A 24,537-nucleotide genomic window follows, 5' to 3' on the forward strand; every position below is an offset into this window, starting at 1 on the left:
TCGAGTTATATGCTTCAGATCGTGGACTAAGTGCTTTCCTACCGTGACTTATCGGACTTATCTGTGAGCTTATTTCGATATAAATCTGTATAAATATCCCGCACTATAATATGAATAAAATAAGGAAAGAAAGATGGCATATTGGACTGCGGGTAGCGTTCCTGAATTAAAGGGTCTAGATAGAAAGACGCAAGGACAACTTTTTAGACAATGCCTGAAAGAAGGCAAGAAACGTATGGGCGCAAAATACTGGAAATTGAATGGGTTGGTACTATTACTTTCTTGCGTACTTGCATTTGTGCTGTATCAATTAAATTTCTTTTCTGGCGGTTTTCTCGGCGGTGCGATCATCGGTGGTCTGATCGGGTTGATGTTTGTGTTTATTGTGCAAACGCCCACTATTGATCTCGGGCGCGAATGGCTGCGCGAGCAGGGCTATCCGAAGCAAGAAAATTAGTTTGGCGAAAAAAAGCCCCAATGGTTAATTGGGGCGAACTCTCATTGAGATAAAGTGCAGTAAGGAATTAAGCTTGCGCTGTTTTGTGTTTACGCTTGCGGATAATTTTTACGATAGGCGGTAACACCAGCACGAATATCGCCAGAATCAATAAGCTCTTCGAAATTGGGCTGCTCCACAGAATATTGAAATCCCCATTGCTGATTGAAAGAGAGCGACGTAAATTTTGCTCCAGCATCTCACCTAATACAAAGCCAAGAATCAATGGGGAAAGGGGAAAATTCATTTTTCGTAATATAAAACCGAAGACCCCAAGCCCCATCATAAGCAGTAAGTCAAATGTGGTGCTATGAACTGCGTAAACTCCGACAGCTGAGACACTGGCTATTGCTGGAACTAAGAACCACAATGGAACAGTTAACATGCGGGTAAATACACCAATCATGGGAATGTTCATTACCAGCAAAACGACGTTTGCAATTAATAGTGCGGCAATGAGTCCCCAGACTATATCCGGCTGCTCAGTAAACATGCCCGGACCTGGAGTAATATTGTACAGTGTTAAGGCGCCCATCATTACCGCCGTGGTGCCCGAACCCGGAATACCAAGGGTTAACATGGGGATAAACGATCCACACGCGGAGGCATTATTTGCGGCTTCAGGTGCAGCAACACCACGCACATCACCATCACCAAAGGTGCCTTTTTCTCCCGCAATTTTTTTCTCAGTCATGTAGGTAATGGCGCTGGCGATTGTTGCGCCGGCACCCGGTAAAACACCAACAAAAAAGCCGATGAAAGAGGAGCGTAATGTAGGACCAACACACTCTTTGGCTTCATTACGATTGAACAACATTCTACCTGTTTTGCGGATCAATCCTTGTCCAGCGGCAGTACTTTCCAGCATCAAGAGGATTTCACTGACAGAGAACAGCCCGATAACTACGACAATAAATTGAACGCCATCAGATAAATTCACACTATCAAACGTAAAGCGGTATTCCCCAGAGTTGGCATCGACCCCGACGGTTGCAAAGGCCAGCCCTATCAAGGCAGCAAGTAATGACTTCACCGGATTTTGGCTCATCATGCTGCCTAAACAGGCGATTGCGAAGACCATCAGTGCAAAGTATTCGGCGGGACCGAAGGCGAGTGACCATTCTGCTAATAACGGTGCGAACAAAATGATACCAACGATTGCAATCGTTGAACCAATAAATGAGCTAACAGCTGAAATGGAAAGTGCAACCCCCGCCTTTCCTTGTTTTGCCATTGGGTAACCATCTAACGTGGTCATGATGGCTGCCGCATCTCCCGGGACATTCAGGAGAATAGACGAAATTCGACCGCCATACTCACACCCTAAATAGACGGTGGCGAGTAAAATCAGTGCAGATTCTGCCGGTAATTTTAGTGCAAAGGCGAGGGGCAATAAAATTGCGACGCCATTGATTGGACCTAAGCCGGGTAGCATACCGACAATCGTACCGATAAAGCAGCCGATTAACCCAATCATAATATTTTGAGGTACCAGCGCAACCTCAAAGCCTTGAGATAGATACATCCAAGTTTCCATACTGATCCCCTTAGCTAAAAAGTTCGCCGATTGGCAAAGTTACGTCGAGTAATTTGTCGAAGGCATAGAATAAAAAGATCCCAAGAACCGGCCCCGAAATGATTGCGGCTAATGGCGTTGCTCCGAATAGCAATGCAACGCTGACCGTCAGTAACGCAGTAGCTAACGGGAAACCTAACCATTCAAACGCCCATGCGTAGACCACTAACGAGATAATTAGGATTACTAAACGGCGTAGAACGTAGGATTTTGGCCATTCAATAGCTTCTTGCTTGCCAAAAAGTAGCGCTAAAGCACATAAAGTCATTAAAGAAAGTATGGCTATCGGGAAGGGGCGGGGGCCCAAAGGTTCGTATGAAAACTCACTTTGTATGCCCCAGCCGATATAAAGCCCGATGCCACACAATATTAGCCAGACTATGGCAAATATGCGTTGGCTCATGGTATGACTCCGTTATTTTGCTAATCCAAAGGAACGAGCTTGCTCACGATAGTTTTCAACTTCTTTCTTAACATAAGAATCTAATTCAGCGCCGGTTAAGTTATATTCAAAGAGTCCACGTAACTCGCGTTGCTTTTTAAATTCATCGGTTTGTTGCAGTTTTTGGAAGGCTTCAACCCATTGGTTATAGTCTGCATCAGAGACTTTTGGTCCCATATAAAAACCACGAATAATTGGCCAAACAATGTCGTAGCCTTGTTCTTTAGCGGTTGGAATATTGGCGAGCCCATCGGGTAGACGTTTGTCAGCATAGACCGCAAGAATACGAATTTTCCCATCATTGATGTATGGGGTCATTTCACTAATATCCCCTGAAAGTACTTGGACATGGTTACCGAGCAGCGCCGTTAAGGTTTCACCACCTCCTTCAAATGCGACATAGCGCATTTTGCGAGGGTCAAGATTGATGGCTTTGGCTAACAATGCCGTTTTCATCCAATCTTGACTACCGATGGAACCACCAGCACCGAAGACGATGCTATTTGGATCTTTTTTGAAGGTATCCATTAATTCAGCGAGGGTTTTGTAGGGGGAGTCAGCTCGTACGGCAATCATGCCATAATCGCTACCCACGCTAGCCAGCCAGCGCACGTCATTTTCGTTATAACGCCCAAATTTGCCTTGTGCGAGGTTGAGTAAAGAACCGCCAGAGAAGGCAACAATAGTGCCCGGTTCTGCTGGGCGCTGTGCAACAATTGCATTGTAAGCAACGGCACCGATACCACCTGGCATATAGGAGACGCGCATTGGTTTTTCAATTTCTTTAGTTTCCAGCAAGGAAACTTGAACAAGTTTACAGGTTAAATCAAAACCACCACCGGGTTTTGCAGGGGCGATACATTCTGTTCTTTCTGGTAATGCCACGGCTTGGTTAACGCCAACTAAAAAAATTGCTGCAGCTAAGGTATTGATTGTGAACTTCTTCATGCTTCATTCCTCACTAGACAATAATTAAATGACTTAGTTGTTGTTGCTATGTTGTGGTCTGCGAATCGTTATGGATATTTTGTGTTCGCCATCCATCATTGGTCTTGGAACCTTTCATTTACCTTTCATTAACAAATAAAATTATTTTTATGTGATACATATCAGATTGTTTTATCTTTCTACTACTCCGATATGTTGATTTAATGTTAAATCCAATCTAAAGATGAGGAATAAGACAGGATAGTTGTGATAGGCGCGGTAAAAATGACGTTTAACACTTTTATTCCAATCAATTGGATGCCAACGTGTACGCATAAATAATCATAATGAGTGTGCGACTAATGAGAATGCTATTGGTTGAGGATCATGAAGAGTTGTCATTGTGGTTACAGAAAGCATTAACCGCATCGGGATTTGCAGTCGACATTGCCGATGATGGCTATATTGCCGACCAGCTATTACAAACAGAAGATTATTCATTGGTGGTGTTGGATGTTTCGTTGCCACGCATGAATGGCTTGGAGGTTTTGGCTTCGATGAGAAAGCGCCAGCAAGAAACTCCAGTCTTGCTGCTGACGGCAAATTCGGATGTATCAGACAGAGTGAAAGGGCTGAATGCAGGCGCGGATGACTATCTCACTAAACCTTTTGATATTGCAGAATTAGAAGCCAGAATTCGTGCTTTACTAAGACGCAGTCATGGCAATATCAATGAATCTCAGTGTTATGGAGACTTGTGTTTTCATGATGATGGTTATTTTTTATTGCGCGCGGAACCGCTTGGATTAACACCTAGAGAATACGCTGTATTAAATACACTTTTTCATCGAAGGGGACGACCGGTTTCCAAAACTCAGCTGTTTGAGCAGGTTTTTTCATTGTCGGATGAGGCTAACTTACAAAGTATTGAACTGTATGTTCACCGAGTGAGAAAAAAATTGGCAGGCTCGGATGTGAATATCAATACGTTACGCGGATTAGGATACCGATTAGAGCAGTGTAGTGTATGAAATTTGTCTCTCATCCACGCTCTCTCTTTCATCAGTTGCTGCTTTTTTTCGGTATCCCCCTCATTTTATTAGGCAGTTTCTCTGTCTATACCCACTATTACAGTGCTAAAAATGCAGCTAACTTAGCGTATGACCGTACGTTACTGGCATCAGCGAGAACAGTGGCTGAGCGTCTCCAAGTGGTCGAAGGGCATTTATCGGTGGATGTGCCTTATGTCGTGCTAGACAGTTTCGAATTGAATAATAATGACCGATTATTTTACCAAGTCATTTCGCCACAAGGGGAAACTATCTCCGGCTACGATGATCTGCCCGGTATTCCCCCTTATTGGCTACGTTCTCAACATTACACGGCATTAGTTTATTTCTATGATGCGGAGTATCGAGGCTTACCTATCCGAGTCGCAACCTTTTTTCAGCCTATTAATGAAGGCGGAATCCAAGGGATGGTGGAGATTCGAGTCGCTGAAACGGTCTATTCTCGCCAAGATTTTGCGAATCAATTATTAATTTCTGCGCTTATGAGCCAAGGAACCGTGGTGGTTATGACGCTAGTGTTAGCGTATTTATTGCTGCGAAAATTGCTCAAGCCACTGAAAAAATTGTCTAATTTAATGCTAGGACGTGCTGCGAATGACTTAACGCCAATTCCTAACGTGTTACCGTGGTCTGAATTAACGCCGTTAGTTGAGGCATTGAATCGCTATGTTGAACGGCTTAAGCGCATGGTAAAGCGTCAAGAGCGTTTTAGTGCAGATGCTTCCCATCAATTAAAAACCCCGCTTACCGTGCTGAAAACGCAAGTTTCTGTTGCACTAAACAGTGATGACGAACAGCAAAAGCAGCAAAGTTTACACGCCATCAATAAAACCTTAGATGACACGATTATTCTCACCGACAGATTATTGCAACTCGCTCGGTTAAAAGAACATGAAAAATCGGCGATTAAACTCTATCGCGCAGTGAATCTAGTCGAGATTGTTCAGCAAGTTTGTTTTACCCGTTTGGGGCAATCTGAAAGTAAACAGATTGATTTAGGGTATGAGGGGCTGGATATCTGTTGGGTCAAAGGCGAGGCTATTTTGTTGGCTGAAATGTGCGCCAATCTGATTGATAATGCAATCAAATATACCCCTGAAAATGGCATTGTGACTGTGCGTGTGGTCGCTGATGAATTACATAAATCGATGGTAAAATTGGAAATTGAAGACTCTGGGCCGGGTATTGCAAATAAACATATTCACCGATCAGTCAAAGCATTTATGCGATTAAATAATGCGAAAGGCTTGGAGGGTTCAGGGCTGGGCTTAGCCTTAGTGAAAGATATTGCCAATTACCATGGTTCTGAATTGCAGCTACTCAAAAGTGAACAGTTGGGTGGATTACTGGTGCGGATTACACTGAAAACAAGTCGACCGCCGAAGACTCAAAATTAAAGCCCTCACCAAGTAGGCGAGGGCGAATGAGATACTTTTATTGGTGTGAGTTAATAATCTATTGATTTAAAATACTAAAATCCCATTCCTTTAATGCCACCATCGAGTCTTTATCTAAATATTTTGCACCCATCTCAAGATAATCATGGGCTTTTTGAATATCGTCTTTACTCTTAGTGCCAACTAAACCGTTGTAATACATGTAGGCAAGTTTATATTTTGCCATTGCATGATGGGTACCTTGTTCTAAGTTGGTAATCTCATAGTATTTTGCAGCCTGGATATAATCCTTTGGTATTCCTTGACCGAAATAGTGCATATCTCCGGCTAAATGTGCGGTATTACTGTCATTCTGTTGTGCACCTAAATCAAAGTAATAAAGGGCTTTAGGAAAGTCTTTTTCAATGCCGCGTTCATTATCCTTACGATAAAGGTTTCCTAATATATTGTAGGCGCGTGAGTAACCATTTTTTCCAGCTAATTCATAATAGTAGATCATCTTTTGCGTATCTTCTGGCACCATTTCTCCGCGAGCATAACTAATACCTAATGAAAATGCTTCGATACGATCTCCGGCTTCAGCTTTAAGGCGTTTTTCTTCAATTTGCTGAGCAAAACGTCCATATTTTTGGAATGCTTGCTCATCTGCAACTCGTTGATCTATTTCTTGTCGTTCTTGCGGTAATAATGTACCCAATAACTCAATATTTTCAGGGTCTTTCTCTAAACGTAATGCAATGTAGTAAGCCTGTTTAGCATCCTTCTTTTCTACATAGGCTTGATACAGGTTATTTAGTGCATGAGTATCATGATAATTTAAAGAAATTAGATACCATTCAATAGCTTTATCGATATTTTTGGGCATATCACAGCTTCCATCTAAGTACACATCTCCCATTTTTTTACTTAAATTTTCAGGTTCTTGGATATAGCTTCTATCTGTATTTTTTCCAAATTGTTTTTTGTCGAGCCATTCTTTTAAGTAAATACTAGATTTATCGATATCTGCATTACGACTGTTGGTACAGTATTCCCCTGGATTATTGATTTCATATAGCTTGAAGGTGGCATTTAAGTCCCCTTGCTGATGAGCACGATATAAATAATCGAGAGCCTTTGGCTTATCGATGCTAGCGTAATAGTCATATAAACGAATTAATGCATCAGGGCGTTTTTCAGCTTGATTTTGAATTAATTCAAGGTACTTTTCACTATTGATAGGACGTAGAATCTGATCATTTTCCAGCAAGATACCGTTTTTATATAAATTTGCTAATGATTCAAATGCACTATCTGAAATAAAGGCATCAGTAGATTTCATCCCGACATCGAGGTATTGCAGAGCAAGATTATAGTCTGGAGAGTTATTATCTATATTGACGTCATGCAGATAGACTTGAGCAAGCTGAACTTTGGAGTACAGGTCATTTTTTGCTGTTCCATCCAAATAATTTTGGCGTTTTACTAAAGGATCTTCAGTAACACTGTCTAAGGGGCGATAAGCTGCAATGTTACCTGCGTCAATGCTTTTTATATAGTACAGTTGTGCTGCCGCGTTATTTCCCCAAGAATAATACCAGTCACCTAATTTTGCATAAGCAGCAGCATCCCCTTTTTGTGCGGGCTCTACGAGGGTCTCATATACATCAATATAGGTTTTTACACGCTCAGGCTCCGTGTGTTTTCTTAAATAAAATATGGCATTATCCCAATCTGGTTCAGCAAGCCATTGGTGTTTCTCTTTATCGTAAATACCCATGTAGAGTAGTTCGGTGTAACGCCGTATGGCTAAATTATTTCCTTCATCACTGGCTTGTTTTAAATATTTAATAGCTTCATTGGTGTCTTGTTTTACGCCATTACCATATAAATAAGCATCCCCGACATTGAATTTTGCTGATGGACTTTCATTCAACATTTTCATGCCAAGATCATACTTGTTCATATATCGAATATACTGATCTCCCCAACTCCCAGACTTAATATAGTACTCGCGGGCTTTTTGGCGGTTAGCTACTACAAGGCGGCTACCATTTAAATACTGATGAGCCAACTCTCGGGTATAATGTTGGTCACCTAATTCAGCTAATTGGTCATAATAAGCTAATATTTTAGCCTTATTAGCATCAATAAATTGGTCTTGGCTGTAATAATCGACTAAATCATTTAAGGCTTGCTGGTTATTGAATTTTGCACTAATAGTTAAATATTCAAGCCATTTTTTTTCATCAATTTTTTGCCCATAATTTCCAAATTTATAGGCATTAGCTAATGTTCGTAATGCTTCAGGATTGTTGTTCTTAGCATCATTTTGAATCTGAATGAAATTAGCTTTTGATTTTGCAATTTCACTTTTACGTGATTTTAAAAAGCTAAAGTCGGGATCTGATATTTTCCCATAATATTCCAATGCAATGTCATAGTTAGGATCTTCCCCATATTTTCCCTCTTGATAAATCTCACCCAATTCATATAGGCAGCGATTATTGCCTAATTCTGCACATTTTTTATATTTTGGGATTAGATCATTTGGCTTGAGTCCGGTGATCTGTTGAAATCGGGCTTTATAATAGGGTGTTCTATTATAATAATTAACACTATCAAGGTTTTGGGCTATATACAAATGAGCGGATGAGCTACCTAATTCAGCTGCGTTGAGAATAGTATCATAATAGGGTTTGAGTTCATCGTTGCTTAAACTGTCGACCTCGGTTAATTGGGTCAGTTTTGTAATGCCATATAAATAGGTGATATCCGCGTCAATACAAACTTGTGGCTCTACAAGTGCGATAGCTTTTGAATTTTTGTCATATAGCGCTAAATTTATCAGTAAACTTTTAGTCTCTGGTGCTTGGAAGCCTATTTTTAAGAGAATATCGGTGGCTGCATCTTTTTCATCTGGTGTGAGTTCTGCCTTATTACTTTCCGAAGATAGTAGATTGACAATAAGTTTAGAGGCAAAATCGGTTTGCTCCGGTTTGTATTTTAATAATGCTGCGGCATAGTGAATATGAGCACTTTGGCTATATTCACTCGATTTTTCAAATAAATCAAAAGCAAGTTTGCTATTTTTTTCAGGGTTCTCTTGTAATAAATAATTGGCATAGAAATGTGCTAATTCATAATTCTCTCTTTCTATAACATCATTCTTTAAAATATCAATGATCGTTCTTTCATCTATGTAAGCCTGAATGTCACTATGATAATAAAGTTGAACTAACAAGCGATCGGCAGTGGAGGGGATACCTCGGTCATCTAAATTAGATTTGAGTATATTAACCGCTTTTTCTAAATTTGTTTTTGTACCAAAACCACGAATATAATAACGAGCTAGTTGTACTTGAGAATTATAGTCAGGGGCAATTTTATTAGCTTTTTCTAGAGCAGAAAAAGATTTTTCTGGAGAATATAGTGGGCTATCTTCTTTACCGTATACTTGGCTGGTAACGACTAAAGCCTCCGGTGAATTAGGGTATCTCTCCATTAATATGGGTGTATATTTTGTTATCAAATCAATTAACTGACGATTTGGAAATTGATAACTGGTAATTGATTTTTCAACGATCTCAACGAGAGCATCATGATGACCTAAATCTGCTGCGCCCATGAGGTATTTATTGGCGAGTGTGTCATTGCGTTCGATATTGAAATTAAACGTATTACCTGAATAAACTTGGTATGCTTGATACATCGCATCAGGGTATTGGAGATCAGCTGCTTCGATTAAATCATCGAGATTATTTTTATCCGTAAGGTAATTTAAGTACAAAGCTTTTGGTGAACGTTGTTGTATTAAAGGACGCAAATACGCTAATGCAATATTTTTATCCTTTTTAACTCCATCACCGAACATATATTTCTGATATAAAATATAAATGGCTAGCTCATCCCCTTGGCGAGCTCTTTCTTCTAAATTTTCAATAATTTTTTGTTTTTCTTCTGGTGTCTGAGAACCATAAATAGAGAGTGGGGCTGGTTCAAATTCATTTGTATCTGAAACAAACTCTAAGGCAGACGCCATCGATATTCGCTCATATTTTTCGGCAAAAAATTTATTAGGTGTGACTCCATTTCCACCTTCCGTATAGATTGTTGCAAGCAACATGGCAGGTAATGGAAAGTTTTTACTAACCAGTGGGGTTAAGATTTCTACCGCTTTTTTATTGTCTTTATCAAAATCATGAGCAATATAGCCAAGGGCAAATTTAGCAAATTGAGAATCTTGTTTTGCCGCAAGTGTAAAATATTGGCGGGCTAGTTCAATGTCTTGTGGGATTTTTTCAGTCTTGTCTGCAATATAAATACTGCCGACCATAATTTGAGCTTCTTGTACGCCAAAATCCGCAGACTTTGTTAACGAGACTAAGCCATACAAGTCGTCTGGTGTTCCCTCTATTTCTTGATTGTAGCGGTAAAAGCCAAGGTTATAGAGTGCACTTTTATTATTCTGTGATGCGGATTTCTCCAACCAATATTGGGCTTTACTGTCGTCTGGCGGTGTTCCAATCCCTTCTTTATACATCACGGCTAATGCGTAAGCGGATTGAGAGTCGCTCTCTGCATTCTTTTGAAATAGAGCAAAAGCGGCTTCAGTTTCGCCTTGTTGATATAAATCGTAACCTGCTTGTGCTGAATTGGACTGGCTGGAGGTATTTATAAGATAAAGACCAGCTGAAATGGCAATTATTATAAATATAAAAAGACCTATTTTAAGTTGTCTAGTCATCGTTATTTTATCTCAATGGGCATGTATTTTTCGATATTCCATAATCCTTATAGGCATATCGAATCAATATTTCATGGCAATATGAATACCCTTAATTAACAGAGGGCTATTTGGCTTAAGTCTAGGGAGATATAAATAAGATACAATCAGATTTTGCCTGATTATTCAGTTTAAGAGTGCCAATACCGATTTATAGTTTAGATATGAGAGGTTAGTGATAGGAATTAATGTGGATAAAGGAAAGCCCCACAAAGTGGGGCATATGAGTTAACGACATTGCATTGATTTTTTAGTGATAAATAACAGTAGGTCAATTATGGACAAATATCTTCTTGTGCACTTTTACTTTTACGTGCAAACACTTGAGTGAGTGGAGTGCGTAATTGCTGAGCGAGCATCACACCAAGTAACACGACACCACCACCAATTAAATGGTAACTTTTCAGCTCTTCTCCCAGAGTGAAAACAGCAATAATGGCTGTGAACACGGGGGCGAGATTCATAAAGATTGAAGCGGTGTTTGCACCTAAATGAATAACGCCTTTGATCCATAATGCAGGGGCAATAATTGACGCGGCAATCCCGGCAAAGAAAACTAACCCCACATTATCTCGATTCAGTGAAACGTCATCAGCGAGTAAGAAATTAGGAATTAATAATAAAACCCCAAAGAAAATTTGCACATATAAAGAATCCCAACTTGATAATTGAATCGCCCAGCGCTTGGTGAGAACACCATACAGCGCATAGGCTGCAGAGGCGACAATCATCAGCAACTCACCTTGACCAAGACCATTATCGAGCAACGAGCTTGGATTCCCTTGGCTGACTAACCAAGCCAGACCAAACAGTGAGAGTAGTGAACCGATAACAATCCCAACAGTTGGAATAACGCGTAGGACGAAAATGCTGATCACCACCGTCAGCAGTGGAATAAATGAGTTCATGACGCCCATAAACGTGGCGCTAACCGTATGAGCCGCATAATAAGCTAGGCTTTGGTATAGCATCATGCCCAAAGCGCCTAAAATAGCGAGTTGCCACCAATGTTGTTTGATGATTTTGGCATGACGCAATACAGAGCGTAAAACAAATGGGGTCATAACCAAAAATGCTAGAGCCCAGCGATAGAACGAGATTGCCGCAGGGTCAATAGCAGTCGCAGCTGCTTTATTGACGATGGCATTCATCGACCACAGTAAAACCGCAATCAGCGGAAACAGGAAATATTTCATTAACAAGGTTCTCCCTAATCAGTCACAGGAGTATACATCTGTCTGAAAAATTATATATACTGATATTCAGACAATCGATAACGTTTTTCAGACAGGCTGATGAATAATTCACAAAATGATGTGTGGCAAATAAATGAATGCAACATTATCGAACCAGATTTTATTGCACTACGCCATGAACAGATTAACCAACAAACAGAATATAAATCTCACTCTCATCCTTTTGGTCAATTGCTGTATGTGGTGTGTGGAATTATGGAGATGGAGGTTGAAGGTAAGCACTATATGGCACCTCCTGAATTTTGTATTTGGATCCCTGCAAACACACAACATGCGAGTTTTAACAAGCAGAGTGTAAAATTTCGGATTATCGATTTTTCTCAGAAATATAGCCATAGACTTGCCGATAGAGCCTGTGTGGTAAGGCTAAGCTCTATTTTCCAAACCATTATGGCTGATATGTATCAGCGAGGTATTGTTCAGCCAGAAACTGAGCAAGATAAGCGACTCGGGGACGTGCTGATTGATCAATTTGCGATTTCCCCCTGCCAAGATACCTATTTGCCCACCAGTAAAGACAAATTTTTGGCACCGATTTTACAAGAATTACAGAAAGAACCTGCGGATAATACAACGTTAGCTCAATGGGCTAAGCGCTTTTACACCTCAGAACGAACGCTATCTCGCCGCTGCCAACAGGAATTGGGAATGTCATTCAGCGAATGGCGGCAACGTTTGCGTTATTTACATGCAGTCTCTGGACTCGAAAAAGGCAAAAGTGTTCATGAGGTGGCGTTGGATGTAGGGTATAGCTCTGCTTCTGCATTTATTGCCATGTTCCAGCAAATTTCTGGTGTAACGCCAGATAGGTTTCGTTTCAAAGAATTTATTACCCAAGATGAGTCATTATTACGAGGGTAAAAGATTCTGCATACCTACGATTTGGAGTATAGTGTGGCAGCCGAATAGGGCATCAATGGGTATTATTAACAATTCTATTGGGACGAATTAAGTGAAAATTTTGGTCGATGAAAACATGCCGTATGCTGAAACACTTTTTAGTCAGCTAGGTGAAGTGAAAGCTGTGCCAGGGCGCCCAGTACCAGAACAAGAACTTATTGATGCAGATGCATTAATGGTGCGCTCGATTACCAAAGTGAATAAATCTCTACTGGATAATACGCCAGTAAAATTCGTCGGTACTGCAACAGCAGGCTTTGACCATGTGGATATCCAATGGTTATCTGAGGCTAATATTGGCTTCTCTTCTGCACCCGGTTGTAATGCTATTGCGGTCGTAGAGTATGTTTTCTCTTCTTTATTGCTGCTTGCTGAACGTGATAATTTTGATCTACGAGATAAAACTGTCGGCATTGTGGGCGTGGGTAATGTGGGCGGTCGCCTTCTCAAGCGCTTACAGGCATGGGGAGTGAAAACTTTATTATGTGACCCTCCGCGTGCTGACCGTGGAGATCAAGACACATTTGTCTCTTTAGATACCGTATTAGAGCAAGCGGATATTTTAACTTTCCATACTCCATTAAATATGGATGGTATCTATTCAACATTCCATTTAATGGACGCTCAGCGCCTTGCTAATTTACGAGATGGTACGATTTTAGTGAATGCAAGCCGTGGTGAAGTGGTTGATAACCAAGCGTTGTTGAGCATACTGCAACAAGGTAAGTATTTGAGTGTGGTGCTAGATGTTTGGGAACCAGAGCCAAACTTAGATACAGAATTACTCGCATACGTAGATATTGGAACGCCACATATCGCGGGTTACACCTTAGAGGGTAAGGCTCGGGGAACAACTCAAGTGTATGAAGCGTATTGTCAATTTTTAGGCAAAACGGCGCATGTCTCACTGGCTTCTTTATTACCTAAACCTGATATCAGTGAAATTACATTTAACGGTAAATTAACGCAAAGCCAACTCAAAAGATTAATTCATCTAGTGTATGATGTTCGCCGTGATGATGCTGCGTTACGAGCGGTTGCGGGGATTTCCGGTGAGTTTGATAAGTTACGTAAAAACTACCAAGAACGTCGGGAGTGGTCATCGTTGACGGTTCAATGTGACGATGAGCAAACCGCCAAATTACTCAATGAGTTAGGTTTCAGCGTTAAAATTTAATAGCAAATTATTTTTCAATGAAATGAGGGTGTGAATAACGACTCATTTCATTTTGATTTTTAGAGGAAAAACCATGACTGAAGGTTGGAATATTGCATTGCTCGGGGCAACCGGTGCGGTCGGCGACGCTATCATATCACTACTCCAAGAGCGAGAGTTTCCCGTTGGTGAGCTTTATTTACTCGCGAGTGAACGCAGTGCAGGGGAGAGCATTCGTTTTAACGGGAAAAGTTACCAAGTCAAAAATGTAGACGGTTTTGATTGGTCACAGGCACAAATTGCTTTTTTCACCGCAGGTGAGGAAGCGAGCGCTCAATATGCTGATTTAGCAGCACAAGAAGGCTGTATTGTGATTGATAGCAGTGGGGTATTTGCTTTAGATCCAGACGTGCCGCTAGTGGTTCCTGGTGTTAACCCTCAAGTCTTAGCCGATTATCGTAACCGCAATATTGTTTCAGTTGCGGATAGTTATGTTAGTCAGCTATTAACTGCGATCAAACCATTGATCGATGCTGCTGGATTAGGTCGAATTACGCTGACGAACATGTTATCGGTTTCTGCTCACGGCAAAGCTGCGGTAGATGATTTGGCGGGACAGAGTGCACGTTTATTAAATGGTATTCCGGCGGAAGAAGGTTATTTTAGTAAACAATTAGCCTTCAATATGCTGCCATTAATGGCGGATAGAGAAGGTAGCGTAGTACACGAACGCCGTTTAGTTGAACAGGTGCGTAAAGTCTTACAGGATGACGGGTTGTCAGTTGCTGTCAGCTTTATTCAAGCGCCAGTATTCTATGGTAATGCGCAAGTAGTTCATTTAGAAACCTTACGTCCTGTGAGTGCAGAAGAAGCAAGCGAAGAGTTTGAACGTTTTTCTGATATTCAAGTCTCAGAAGAGGGGGATTATCCAACTCAGGTGACTGAGGCATCGGGTAATGACGCTTTAAGTATCGGTTGTATTCGTAATGACTATGGTATCCCTGAAGTGCTCCAGTTTTGGTCAGTTGCCGATAATGTCCGCTTTGGTGGTGCATTAATGGCAGTTGAAACCGCAGAAAAACTGGTTCAGGAGCAGTTTTACTAATGTCAGAATCAACTAAGTTGTATCGAATCGCGCTTGGAATTGAATACAACGGCAGTCGTTATTATGGTTGGCAGCGTCAGCAAGAAGTTAAAAGTGTTCAGGGCTGTCTTGAAGAAGCACTGTCTAAAATTGCGGCAGAGCCCATCAGTGTAAACTGTGCAGGGCGTACTGATGCGGGAGTCCATGCGACAGGGCAAGTGGTGCACTTTGAAACTACTGCCATTCGTAAAGAAGCTGCGTGGACCATGGGGGCAAATACACATCTGCCCCCCGACATCGCGGTACGTTGGTGTAAGCCTGTTGATGAAGAGTTTCATGCTCGATTTAGTGCAACAGCACGTCGATATCGTTATGTGATTTTTAATCATCGTTATCGACCTGCAATTTTATCAAATGGCGTGACGCACTTTCACTATCCTCTGGATGAAAAGAGAATGCATCAAGCGGCTCAGGCGCTATTAGGTGAAAATGATTTTACTTCATTCCGAGCCGTTCAATGTCAGTCAAGAACACCTTGGCGCAATGTGATGCATGTGAATGTGACCCGTCACGGAAACTATGTGGTGGTCGATATTAAGGCGAATGCCTTTGTACATCATATGGTGAGGAATATTGTAGGCAGTCTGTTGGAAATTGGCTGTGGTAACCAAGATATTGATTGGATGCATCAGTTATTAGAATTAAAAGACCGTACTAAAGCCGCTGCAACAGCGAAAGCTGAAGGGCTGTATTTAGTGAGTGTAGATTACCCTGATAAATTTGACCTACCACAAAACGTGATGGGGCCTCTATTTTTAGCAGATAATCTGATCTAAATGACCTTAATATAAATCTCCACATGAGGAACCCCATGGAGTTTATCAGTTTCATTATTGATTTTATTTTGCATATTGATGTGCATCTTGCAGAATTAGTCGCCCAATATGGTACTTGGGTATACGGTATTTTATTTTTAATCCTATTCTGTGAAACGGGTTTAGTGGTTACGCCGTTCCTGCCTGGGGATTCGTTATTATTTGTTGCAGGGGCACTTGCTGCATTACCAAGCAATGATTTGAATGTTCACCTGATGGTGTTACTGATGATTATTGCAGCAATTATTGGTGATGCCGTGAACTACACCATTGGTCGTATTTTTGGTGAGCGATTATTTAAGAATCCAGATTCAAAGATTTTCCGTCGCTCATATTTAGACAAAACCCATGAATTTTATGAAAAGCATGGTGGAAAAGCGATTATCTTAGCGCGTTTTGTTCCTATCGTGAGAACCTTTGCGCCTTTCGTCGCAGGGATGGGTAAAATGTCTTATCGTCATTTTGCCTTTTATAATGTGGCGGGTGCGTTATTATGGGTGCTATTGTTTACTTATGCAGGCTACCTATTCGGTGACTTGCCGATAGTACAAAAGAATTTGAAATTACTGATAGTCGCGATTATCTTTATCTCAATTCTGCCGGGTGTTATTGAAATTATTCGACATCGCCGTGCAGCAGCGAGAGCCAAAAGTGCGGCGACGCAGAAAATCGATAACCAATAACAGGTTTAAAAAGTTTTTATCTACAGTGAGATATCATTGTGGTTTAATGGCAAAAAATAACATACTGATTTATACCCATTATATGAAGTGCTGACGATATTCAGCCACTAACATAATTTTGGGTATGATCAGAGTGCAATCAGACAAAAAGGTCCATTAATGAGCTGGATTGAGAAAATTTTAAAAAAAGGTACTTCGACCCCATCCCATAAAGCCAATATCCCAGAAGGTGTTTGGCGCAAATGTGATAGTTGTGGACAAGTCCTATATGGCGCCGAGCTTGAGCGTAATCTTCATGTGTGTCCGAAATGTGACCATCACATGCGTATTCACGCCCGTCAACGCCTTGAATCCTTCCTTGATGAAAACTCAACAACGGAATTAGGTAGCGAATTAGAGCCAAAAGATATCCTCAAATTCCGCGACTCTAAAAAGTATAAAGATAGAATTAGCGCCGCTCAAAAAGAAACCGGTGAGAAAGATGCAATGGTTGTAATGAAAGGAACCTTAAAAGGTATGCCTGTCGTTGCTGCTGCATTTGAATTTGCCTTTATGGGCGGTTCAATGGCATCTGTGGTTGGTGCGCGTTTTGTTCGTGCAGTTGAGCAAGCACTTGAAGATAATTGCCCATTAGTTTGCTTCTCAGCAAGTGGCGGTGCGCGTATGCAAGAAGCCTTGTTATCATTAATGCAAATGGCGAAAACTAGTGCTGCACTAGCCAAAATGCAAGAGCGCGGTCTGCCTTATATTTCGGTGTTAACTGACCCAACCATGGGTGGGGTATCTGCGAGCCTTGCAATGCTTGGTGATATCAACGTCGCTGAGCCAAAAGCGCTGATCGGTTTCGCGGGTCCTCGTGTTATCGAACAAACCGTACGTGAAAAGTTACCACCAGGTTTCCAACGCAGTGAATTCCTGCTGGAAAAAGGTGCGATTGACATGATTATTCGTCGTCCTGAAATGCGTGATCGTCTAGCAGATATTTTGGCCATGTTAACTAACAAGCCAAGCTTAAATCCTGAGCCAACACTGGTTGTTGAAGTGGTAGATGTCGAAATTGATCTGGCAGATACTATTGATAATACAGAAAAAGTGAAAGGTTCTGCTAAGCATAAAAAAGATGATGAGTAAGCAAATCATTCCTACTGCCAAGTCTCCATTGGAGGCTTGGCTCTCTTACCTCACTGACCTGCATAGCCAAAATATTGATATGGGGTTGGAGCGAGTAGGGCAGGCCGCCCGCCAAATGAATTTAACCCAACCCGCACCTCGTGTAATTACGGTGACTGGCACGAATGGTAAAGGGACAACCTGTCATACCCTTGAAAGCATATTGATGGCTGCGGGATTGAAAGTTGGGGTATACAGTTCGCCACATCTGATCCGCTATACTGAGCGCGTACGTATTCAAGGACAAGAACTTGCTGAAAGTGAGTTTTGTCAGGCATTTGCGGCAATAGAAGCTCAACGTGGAAATATTTCTTTAACCTACTTTGAATATGGCACCTTAGCTGCACTACAATTATTTAAGCAGGCAGCATTAGATATTGTGATCCTTGAAGTTGGGCTAGGGGGACGTTTGGATGCGACCAATGTCGTGGATGCTGATATTGCGGCAATCACTAGTATTGCCCTTGATCATACTGATTGGCTGGGTTCTGACCGTGAACATATCGGTTATGAAAAAGCAGGTATTTTCCGTCAAGACCATTATGGTGTCGTAGGTGAGCCGGATATGCCAGCCTCAATCGGAGAATATGCCGATAAGATTGGAACACGCTTATTTCGTCGTGGAAAAGATTGGAATTACCAAGAGCATGGTAATCATTGGTCGTGGGAAAGTGAGCAACGATCATGGCAAGATTTGCCATTACCCAATGTTCCATTAGCGAATGCGGCAACAGCCATGGGTGTGATTAGCTGCTTAATGGAGATAGCGCCTGAATTAACACTAAAAATAACGGATCAAGCAATCTATCATGGTTTACAAACGGCTCAACTGCCGGGGCGTTTCCAGGTTATTGGCGAAAATCCGCTAAAGATTTTGGATGTCGCTCATAATCCACATGCCGCAGGGTACTTGGTGACAAAATTGGCGCAATTGCCCATTGTTGATGGTCGACGTATTCGCGCGGTTGTCGGTATGCTGGGAGATAAAGATATTCAAGGCACATTGCAGTGTTTATCCAAGCAAGTGACTGACTGGTATTTAGCACCTCTCAAAGAATTTCGAGGCGCGGATGTGGCCCAACTGAGTCAACACCTTGATGATGCAAATGAATTTGATTCTGTGGAAGCTGCATGGCAACAGGCGTGTAATGATGCTCAGCCGCAAGATGTGATTGTGGTGTGTGGTTCATTCCATACTGTCGCGCATGTCATGATGTTATTAGAGAAAACAAAAGGATAGAGCCAGTGGCTAGTCAATTTCAAAATCGTCTTGCTGGCGCCATTGTCTTAGTAGCAGTGGGGGTTATTGTGCTTCCTGCATTACTGGATGGCGATAAGAAATACAATGAGAACGAATTTGCAGCCATTCCTATTATTCCTAAACCGGGTGATGAAGAAGATATTGAAGCAATTGCACCGATTACCCATAGTGCATCAACCGCTTCTTCAGAAGGAACCTCCGAGGCAATGTTATCGGAAGCTATCACTGAACAGCAACAGAGTGAAAAACCGCCGGTAGCAGCAAATAGCACAAACCAAAATGGTGCGACTATTCCTGTAAATGTCGCACCAGAGAAACCACGCGTTGAGCCAAAACCGGAGCCTAAACCGGAGCCTAAGCCCGTACCAAAACCAGAACCTAAGCCAGAGCCTAAACCTGAACCGAAAGTAGAGCAAAAATCAGAGCCACAAGGTAAAGCCTATGTGGTGCAGGTGATTGCACTGAATAATGCCAACAAGGTTGAAGAGATCGTAGCTAAATTGAGGTTATCTGGGTATCAGGTTTATACTGTACCGGCACAACCCGTGAATAATAAGTTAACGCGTATTTATGTTGGACCGGATGCTTCAAGGCAGAAGCTTGAGTCTGCACTACCGGAATTAAATGCGATTACCGGCACTAAAGGAATAATACAGTCATTTAAACCTTAAATTTCACTGTGATTATCCTTAAAAGATAAAGGTATTTAGTAACTTACTGCGGCGATTATGATTTTTTCTTTTCGCCGCTGGTTTTTTTAAATTCAGTAAAAAATGGTTACGCAAACGTTTTCGTTTTCTGTTAGAATGCATTCGCCGTTGTCGTGAATGCAAATTTTGGAATGAGATATGGTCTGGATTGATTATACAATTATCGCCATTATTGGCTTCTCGGCACTGGTAAGCCTGATCCGTGGATTTGTTCGTGAAGCATTATCCTTGATCACTTGGGGTTGTGCATTTTTTGTTGCGAGTACCTTTTATCCTTATTTAGCCAGTTATTTTACGAACTTTGAGGATGTACTTATCCGTAACGGAATTGCGATTGCAGCTCTCTTTATTGCGACCTTAATTGTCGGCGCAGTAGTGAACTATGTGATTAGCTCATTAGTCCAAAAAACCGGACTATCAGGTACAGATCGTGTACTGGGGATCTGCTTCGGTGCGTTACGTGGGGTATTGATTGTATCGGCGCTATTGTTCTTTCTCGATACCTTCACACCACTTCCTCAAAGTGAGGATTGGCAGCGTTCAGAACTTATTCCGCAGTTCAGTCATATTATTAGGTGGTTTTTTGACTACCTGCAAAATGCGTCAAGTTTCCTACCGGAGAATATTTCTCCGTCTGGCTGATGAGGAAAGACTAAATGTGCGGTATTGTCGGTATCGCCGGTGTTTCACCGGTAAACCAATCAATTTATGATGCGCTAACGGTGCTTCAGCACCGTGGGCAAGATGCAGCGGGTATTGCTACGATTGATAGCACAAATAATATCCGTTTGCGTAAAGCTAATGGTTTAGTGAAAGATGTCTTTGAAACTCGCCATATGTTGCGGCTTCAAGGTTCTATGGGCATAGGACACGTGCGTTACCCAACAGCGGGTAGTTCAAGTGCATCTGAAGCTCAGCCTTTTTACGTGAACTCCCCTTTTGGTATTACGCTCGCTCATAATGGTAACCTGACAAACGCGCACGAATTGGCTCGTAGCCTATTTGAAACAGCGCGTCGCCATGTTAATACCACGTCAGATTCTGAAATCTTACTCAACGTATTAGCTTACGAATTAGATAAATTTGACCATTTTCCTCTTGAACCAGACAACGTTTTTAGTGCAGTTGCTTCTATGCACAAAAAACTTCGTGGTGCATATGCGTGTGTTGCCCTAATTATTGGACACGGTATGTTGGCATTCCGCGATCCCCACGGTATTCGTCCATTAGTACTAGGGCGCCGGGTACTGGAAACGGGTGAACATGAGTATATGGTAGCATCAGAAAGTGTCGCGCTTGATACCCTTGGTTTTGAGTTTTTACGCGATGTTGCACCGGGTGAAGCAGTTTATGTGACTGAAGACGGTAAACTTTTTACTCGCCAATGTTCTGAAAATCCGCAACTGACCCCCTGCATTTTTGAATATGTCTATTTTGCTCGCCAAGATTCATTCATCGATAAAATCTCGGTATATAACGCAAGATTACGTATGGGGCAAAAACTGGGGGCTAAAATTGCGCGTGAGTGGGAAGATTTGGATATCGATGTTGTCATACCAATCCCTGAAACCTCTTGCGATATTGCGTTAGAAATTGCTCATATACTCGATAAACCTTACCGCCAGGGTTTTGTAAAAAACCGCTACGTAGGTCGTACTTTTATCATGCCGGGGCAGCAAGAACGCCGCAAGTCTGTACGTCGCAAATTAAATGCTAACCGTGCAGAGTTCCGTGATAAAAATGTTTTACTGGTTGATGACTCAATTGTGCGTGGAACGACGTCTGAACAAATCGTTGAATTAGCTCGTGAAGCAGGAGCTAAAAATGTCTATTTCGCCTCAGCCGCTCCTGAAGTTCGCTTCCCTAACGTTTACGGTATTGATATGCCAAACGCTAATGAGTTAATTGCTCATGGTCGTGAAGTGGATGAAATTCGTAAATTGATTGGTGCAGATGGTTTGATCTTCCAAGACCTTTCCGATTTAGTGGATGCGGTTCGTGAAGAGAATCCAGAAATCAACGAATTTGAGTGCTCAGTATTTGACGGCATCTATGTGACGAAAGATATTGACCAAACCTATTTAGATTATCTGGAAAATTTACGTAAAGATGATGAGTTGAAATTGAAAGATCAGAGTGATGTTGAGGATCTTGAGATTTATAACGAAGGCTAAATTTTCTTCATAATTAGTTCCACAACGTTGTTAGCTGCACTCGTGAGCGCTAGTCACATACTTTTGTATGCTCCTAGCGCTCATTCGTTTGCTGCCTAGTTATGAAACTAATTATTTAGAAAATTTGTTTGAATATCACACTATATGTAATCAACGTTCCAATCCCCCCTGATATCCTTTCTATCATTAAATTCGCGCCCTACAACTTCATGACATTTGGTATATAATGCAAGAAATTGCGTGAAATTGGGGCTGACATGAAAAAACTTATCATTGGGTTAACTGGGGCGAGTGGGGCAATCTACGGTATTCGATTGCTAGAGGTACTCAAACCGGTACAAGATGTAGAAACCCATCTAGTGATGAGTGCGGCAGCGCGTCAGACATTGGCGTTGGAAACCGACTACAGTGTCAAAGATGTTCAACAATTCGCTGACCATGTTTATGATAGCCGAGATATCGCGGCTGCAATCTCTTCAGGCTCTTTTCGTACCGCAGGTATGGTAATTATGCCGTGCACCATGAAAACCCTATCTGGCATCGTACATAGCTATACTGATACCTTAGTCACCCGTGCCGCAGATGTGGTATTGAAAGAAGGGAAAAAATTGGTACTGGGAGTTCGTGAAACACCATTACATTTAGGTCACTTGCGCTTACTTGTCCAAGCCGCAGAAATGGGCGCCGTGATTATGCCACCTATGCCAGCGTTTTATCATCGACCTCAAGCAATTCAAGATATCGTTGACCAAACGGTGAATAGAGTACTCGATCAGTTTGATATTCAACTAGAGCAAGATCTATTCACTCGTTGGCAAGGTGCAAAATAATTATTGCTCAGGCGTTAATAGATCCTCTAAAGCAATTCTTAACTCAATAAATTCGAATTCGAATCCTGCTTCTTCTAGTCGTTTAGGAATGGCTTGTTGCCCTCCTAGCAATAATGTTGCCGATTCACCCAATACGGCTCTGACTGCAAATGCTGGCGTACGTATAAAAGAAGGGCGGTTAGTGACATCCCCCATCATGGCTGCAAATTGGTCATTATGAACAGGGTAAGGAGAGGTCATATTAAAGGGACCTGATAACCCTGGAGTTTCCATTAAAAAGCAAATCGCTTTTACCATATCCTTAATATGAATCCATGGCATATATTGTTTGCCATGGCCGATAGGCCCGCCTGCACCCATTTTGAATATCGGCAGAATTTTTGCTAATAATCCACCATTTGGGGACAATACTAACCCTGTTCGCAGTAGACATACGCGAGTTTTTGGTGATTCTGCTTCTTGGGCGATAGCTTCCCAGCGGGCAGCAAGGTCATGAGTAAATTCGTCATGAGGTTGATCCACTTCGGTGATCACGGATTGACCTTGATCCCCGTAATAGCCGACAGCAGAGCCAGATAAAAATACACTGGGTGGATTTGAGCTGGCTTTAATCAAATCTGTGATTTTTTGTGTGATTTTCCAGCGGCTATCACATAGAATTTTTTTCTGATCCGCAGTCCAGCGTTTTTCTGCGATAGGTTCGCCAGCAAGGTTAATGACCACATCAAAATCATTGAGGTTGGTTTTATCATTTAAGGTCGTCCAACATTCTACCGCTTTACAAAATAAGCTATATACTTTTTGTGGGGAACGACTTAATACGGTGACTTGGTGGGAATGCATAACTAGCTCTTGAACGAGTTGTGTGCCAATTAGCCCAGTACCGCCAGTAATTAAAATTTTCATTTTCCACCCTCATTCGATTTTTAGGTTACTCACGATACCTAAATAATCTAATATTTATCGTCCTATTATAGATAACTATAGCATTAGGAATTAGGAATTGTTGGGTTTCAGTTAACGGTTCGAAAAAAAGAATTTTGTATTATATCTTAAAGGGATGTGTTGATTTTTGTAATAAAGGGATGTGTTGATTTTTGTAATGGAGTCCAGCGGCAAATTTGGTTAGGATCCCTTGCATCATATTGATGAAAAGAATACTTTGTAGCGAGGTATTTCTGGTGAATAGGCTAAATAAGGTTTTCAGGATGGAACAACAGACCGAATTCGTGGAGTGGGTAGATATTGTTGATGAAGACAATAATGTGATAGCACAATCTACGCGTAGTCAAATGCGCGCTGAAAACTTGCGACATCGTGCTACTTACATCGTCGTGCATGATGGTATGGGGAAAATTTTAGTGCAGCGAAGAACGGACATTAAAGATTTCTACCCGGGGTTATTAGATGCCACTGCCGGTGGAGTGGTTATGCGAGATGAGAATATCCTAGAATCAGCTAAGCGTGAAGCAGAAGAAGAACTTGGTGTTGCGGGTGTTCCTTTTGCAGAACATGGCACATTCTATTTTGAGAATGAAAATTGTCGAGTATGGGGTGGGTTATTTAGTTGTGTTAGCCATGGTCCTTTTGCCTTACAAGAAAGTGAAGTGGTCGAAGTGAGTTGGTTGACTCCCAAAGAGATCACTGCACGTTGTGATGAGTTCACGCCGGACTCATTAAAAGCGCTATCTCTTTGGTTAACACGCAATAATGAGTCAAATAAAGCGATCAGCTGCTCAAGCCCAGAGTAAGCTATAACTATTAA

General features: G+C 41.7%; 21 protein-coding genes. 15 read left to right on the plus strand and 6 right to left on the minus strand.

Annotated elements, in window-relative coordinates; all coding sequences use genetic code 11:
• Positions 1-133: 133 nt before the first annotated feature.
• Positions 134-457: a hypothetical protein gene (locus PR761_RS01290; protein WP_006815573.1), complete on the plus strand. Its 324-nt coding sequence runs from the start codon at positions 134-136 to the stop codon at positions 455-457.
• 67 nt (positions 458-524) lie between these two features.
• Here the strand turns inward: PR761_RS01290 and PR761_RS01295 are convergent, their stop codons facing one another.
• The 3 genes from PR761_RS01295 to PR761_RS01305 are packed head-to-tail and all read right to left on the minus strand — an operon-like array spanning position 525 to position 3,462.
• The gene (locus tag PR761_RS01295; RefSeq protein WP_006815572.1) at positions 525-2,033 is read right to left on the minus strand and encodes a tripartite tricarboxylate transporter permease; all 1,509 of its coding nucleotides are present in this window, start codon (positions 2,031-2,033) and stop codon (positions 525-527) included.
• A 10-nt stretch (positions 2,034-2,043) separates the two neighbouring features.
• On the minus strand, positions 2,044-2,475 hold the full coding sequence (locus PR761_RS01300) for a tripartite tricarboxylate transporter TctB family protein (protein WP_006815571.1): 432 nt from the start codon (positions 2,473-2,475) through the stop codon (positions 2,044-2,046).
• Positions 2,476-2,487: 12 nt separating this feature from the next.
• Positions 2,488-3,462 (minus strand): Bug family tripartite tricarboxylate transporter substrate binding protein, encoded by a 975-nt coding sequence (locus tag PR761_RS01305; RefSeq protein ID WP_006815570.1) that lies wholly within the window; start codon positions 3,460-3,462, stop codon positions 2,488-2,490.
• A gap of 341 nt (positions 3,463-3,803) precedes the next feature.
• On the opposite strand from PR761_RS01305, the gene tctD reads away from it, so the two are divergent.
• Positions 3,804-4,472: a transcriptional regulator TctD gene (gene tctD, locus PR761_RS01310; protein WP_006815569.1), complete on the plus strand. Its 669-nt coding sequence runs from the start codon at positions 3,804-3,806 to the stop codon at positions 4,470-4,472.
• Complete coding sequence (locus tag PR761_RS01315; protein ID WP_006815568.1) at positions 4,469-5,908, plus strand: sensor histidine kinase; 1,440 nt, start codon at positions 4,469-4,471, stop codon at positions 5,906-5,908. Before tctD ends, PR761_RS01315 begins: the two co-directional genes overlap by 4 nt.
• A 58-nt stretch (positions 5,909-5,966) precedes the next feature.
• On the opposite strand, the gene PR761_RS01320 is transcribed toward PR761_RS01315, so the two are convergent.
• The gene (locus tag PR761_RS01320; protein WP_154611176.1) at positions 5,967-10,634 is read right to left on the minus strand and encodes a tetratricopeptide repeat protein; all 4,668 of its coding nucleotides are present in this window, start codon (positions 10,632-10,634) and stop codon (positions 5,967-5,969) included.
• A gap of 314 nt (positions 10,635-10,948) precedes the next feature.
• Complete coding sequence (locus PR761_RS01325) at positions 10,949-11,869, minus strand: DMT family transporter (RefSeq protein ID WP_006815566.1); 921 nt, start codon at positions 11,867-11,869, stop codon at positions 10,949-10,951.
• A 99-nt stretch (positions 11,870-11,968) separates the two neighbouring features.
• Here PR761_RS01325 and PR761_RS01330 point away from each other — a divergent pair, with 99 nt between their 5' ends.
• The 11 genes from PR761_RS01330 (at position 11,969) to PR761_RS01380 (ending at position 22,772) form a co-directional block, all read left to right on the plus strand.
• The gene (locus tag PR761_RS01330; protein ID WP_006815565.1) at positions 11,969-12,790 is read left to right on the plus strand and encodes an AraC family transcriptional regulator; all 822 of its coding nucleotides are present in this window, start codon (positions 11,969-11,971) and stop codon (positions 12,788-12,790) included.
• Positions 12,791-12,881: 91 nt separating this feature from the next.
• The gene (gene pdxB, locus PR761_RS01335; RefSeq protein ID WP_006815564.1) at positions 12,882-14,006 is read left to right on the plus strand and encodes a 4-phosphoerythronate dehydrogenase PdxB; all 1,125 of its coding nucleotides are present in this window, start codon (positions 12,882-12,884) and stop codon (positions 14,004-14,006) included.
• Between the two features lie 73 nt (positions 14,007-14,079).
• Positions 14,080-15,090, plus strand: coding sequence for an aspartate-semialdehyde dehydrogenase (locus PR761_RS01340; protein ID WP_154611175.1), 1,011 nt, complete (start codon positions 14,080-14,082; stop codon positions 15,088-15,090).
• Entirely contained in the window at positions 15,090-15,905 is an 816-nt protein-coding gene (gene truA / locus PR761_RS01345; RefSeq protein WP_006815562.1) for a tRNA pseudouridine(38-40) synthase TruA, read from the plus strand. The genes PR761_RS01340 and truA overlap by 1 nt, the downstream gene beginning before the upstream one ends.
• A gap of 35 nt (positions 15,906-15,940) precedes the next feature.
• Entirely contained in the window at positions 15,941-16,627 is a 687-nt protein-coding gene (locus PR761_RS01350; protein WP_039855372.1) for a DedA family protein, read from the plus strand.
• Between the two features lie 159 nt (positions 16,628-16,786).
• The gene (accD, locus tag PR761_RS01355; protein WP_006815560.1) at positions 16,787-17,758 is read left to right on the plus strand and encodes an acetyl-CoA carboxylase, carboxyltransferase subunit beta; all 972 of its coding nucleotides are present in this window, start codon (positions 16,787-16,789) and stop codon (positions 17,756-17,758) included.
• Complete coding sequence (gene folC / locus PR761_RS01360) at positions 17,748-19,037, plus strand: bifunctional tetrahydrofolate synthase/dihydrofolate synthase (RefSeq protein ID WP_006815559.1); 1,290 nt, start codon at positions 17,748-17,750, stop codon at positions 19,035-19,037. Before accD ends, folC begins: the two co-directional genes overlap by 11 nt.
• 5 nt (positions 19,038-19,042) lie before the next feature.
• Positions 19,043-19,729 (plus strand): cell division protein DedD, encoded by a 687-nt coding sequence (gene dedD, locus PR761_RS01365; RefSeq protein WP_006815558.1) that lies wholly within the window; start codon positions 19,043-19,045, stop codon positions 19,727-19,729.
• A 177-nt stretch (positions 19,730-19,906) separates the two neighbouring features.
• A complete protein-coding gene (gene cvpA / locus PR761_RS01370; RefSeq protein WP_006815556.1) occupies positions 19,907-20,410 on the plus strand; it encodes a colicin V production protein in 504 nt (167 codons plus the stop codon).
• A 14-nt stretch (positions 20,411-20,424) separates the two neighbouring features.
• Positions 20,425-21,942, plus strand: a complete 1,518-nt coding sequence (gene purF, locus PR761_RS01375; RefSeq protein WP_006815555.1) for an amidophosphoribosyltransferase — start codon at positions 20,425-20,427, stop codon at positions 21,940-21,942.
• A 257-nt stretch (positions 21,943-22,199) separates the two neighbouring features.
• Positions 22,200-22,772, plus strand: coding sequence for a UbiX family flavin prenyltransferase (locus tag PR761_RS01380; protein WP_112837000.1), 573 nt, complete (start codon positions 22,200-22,202; stop codon positions 22,770-22,772).
• Here PR761_RS01380 and PR761_RS01385 read toward each other — a convergent pair whose 3' ends face one another.
• A complete protein-coding gene (locus PR761_RS01385) occupies positions 22,773-23,678 on the minus strand; it encodes a TIGR01777 family oxidoreductase (RefSeq protein WP_006815553.1) in 906 nt (301 codons plus the stop codon).
• 302 nt (positions 23,679-23,980) lie between these two features.
• On the opposite strand from PR761_RS01385, the gene yfcD reads away from it, so the two are divergent.
• A complete protein-coding gene (gene yfcD, locus PR761_RS01390; protein WP_039855369.1) occupies positions 23,981-24,523 on the plus strand; it encodes an NUDIX hydrolase YfcD in 543 nt (180 codons plus the stop codon).
• Positions 24,524-24,537: the final 14 nt, after the last annotated feature.

It is taken from the genome of Providencia sp. PROV210 (assembly GCF_028479445.1).
Classification (GTDB): domain Bacteria; phylum Pseudomonadota; class Gammaproteobacteria; order Enterobacterales; family Enterobacteriaceae; genus Providencia; species Providencia rustigianii.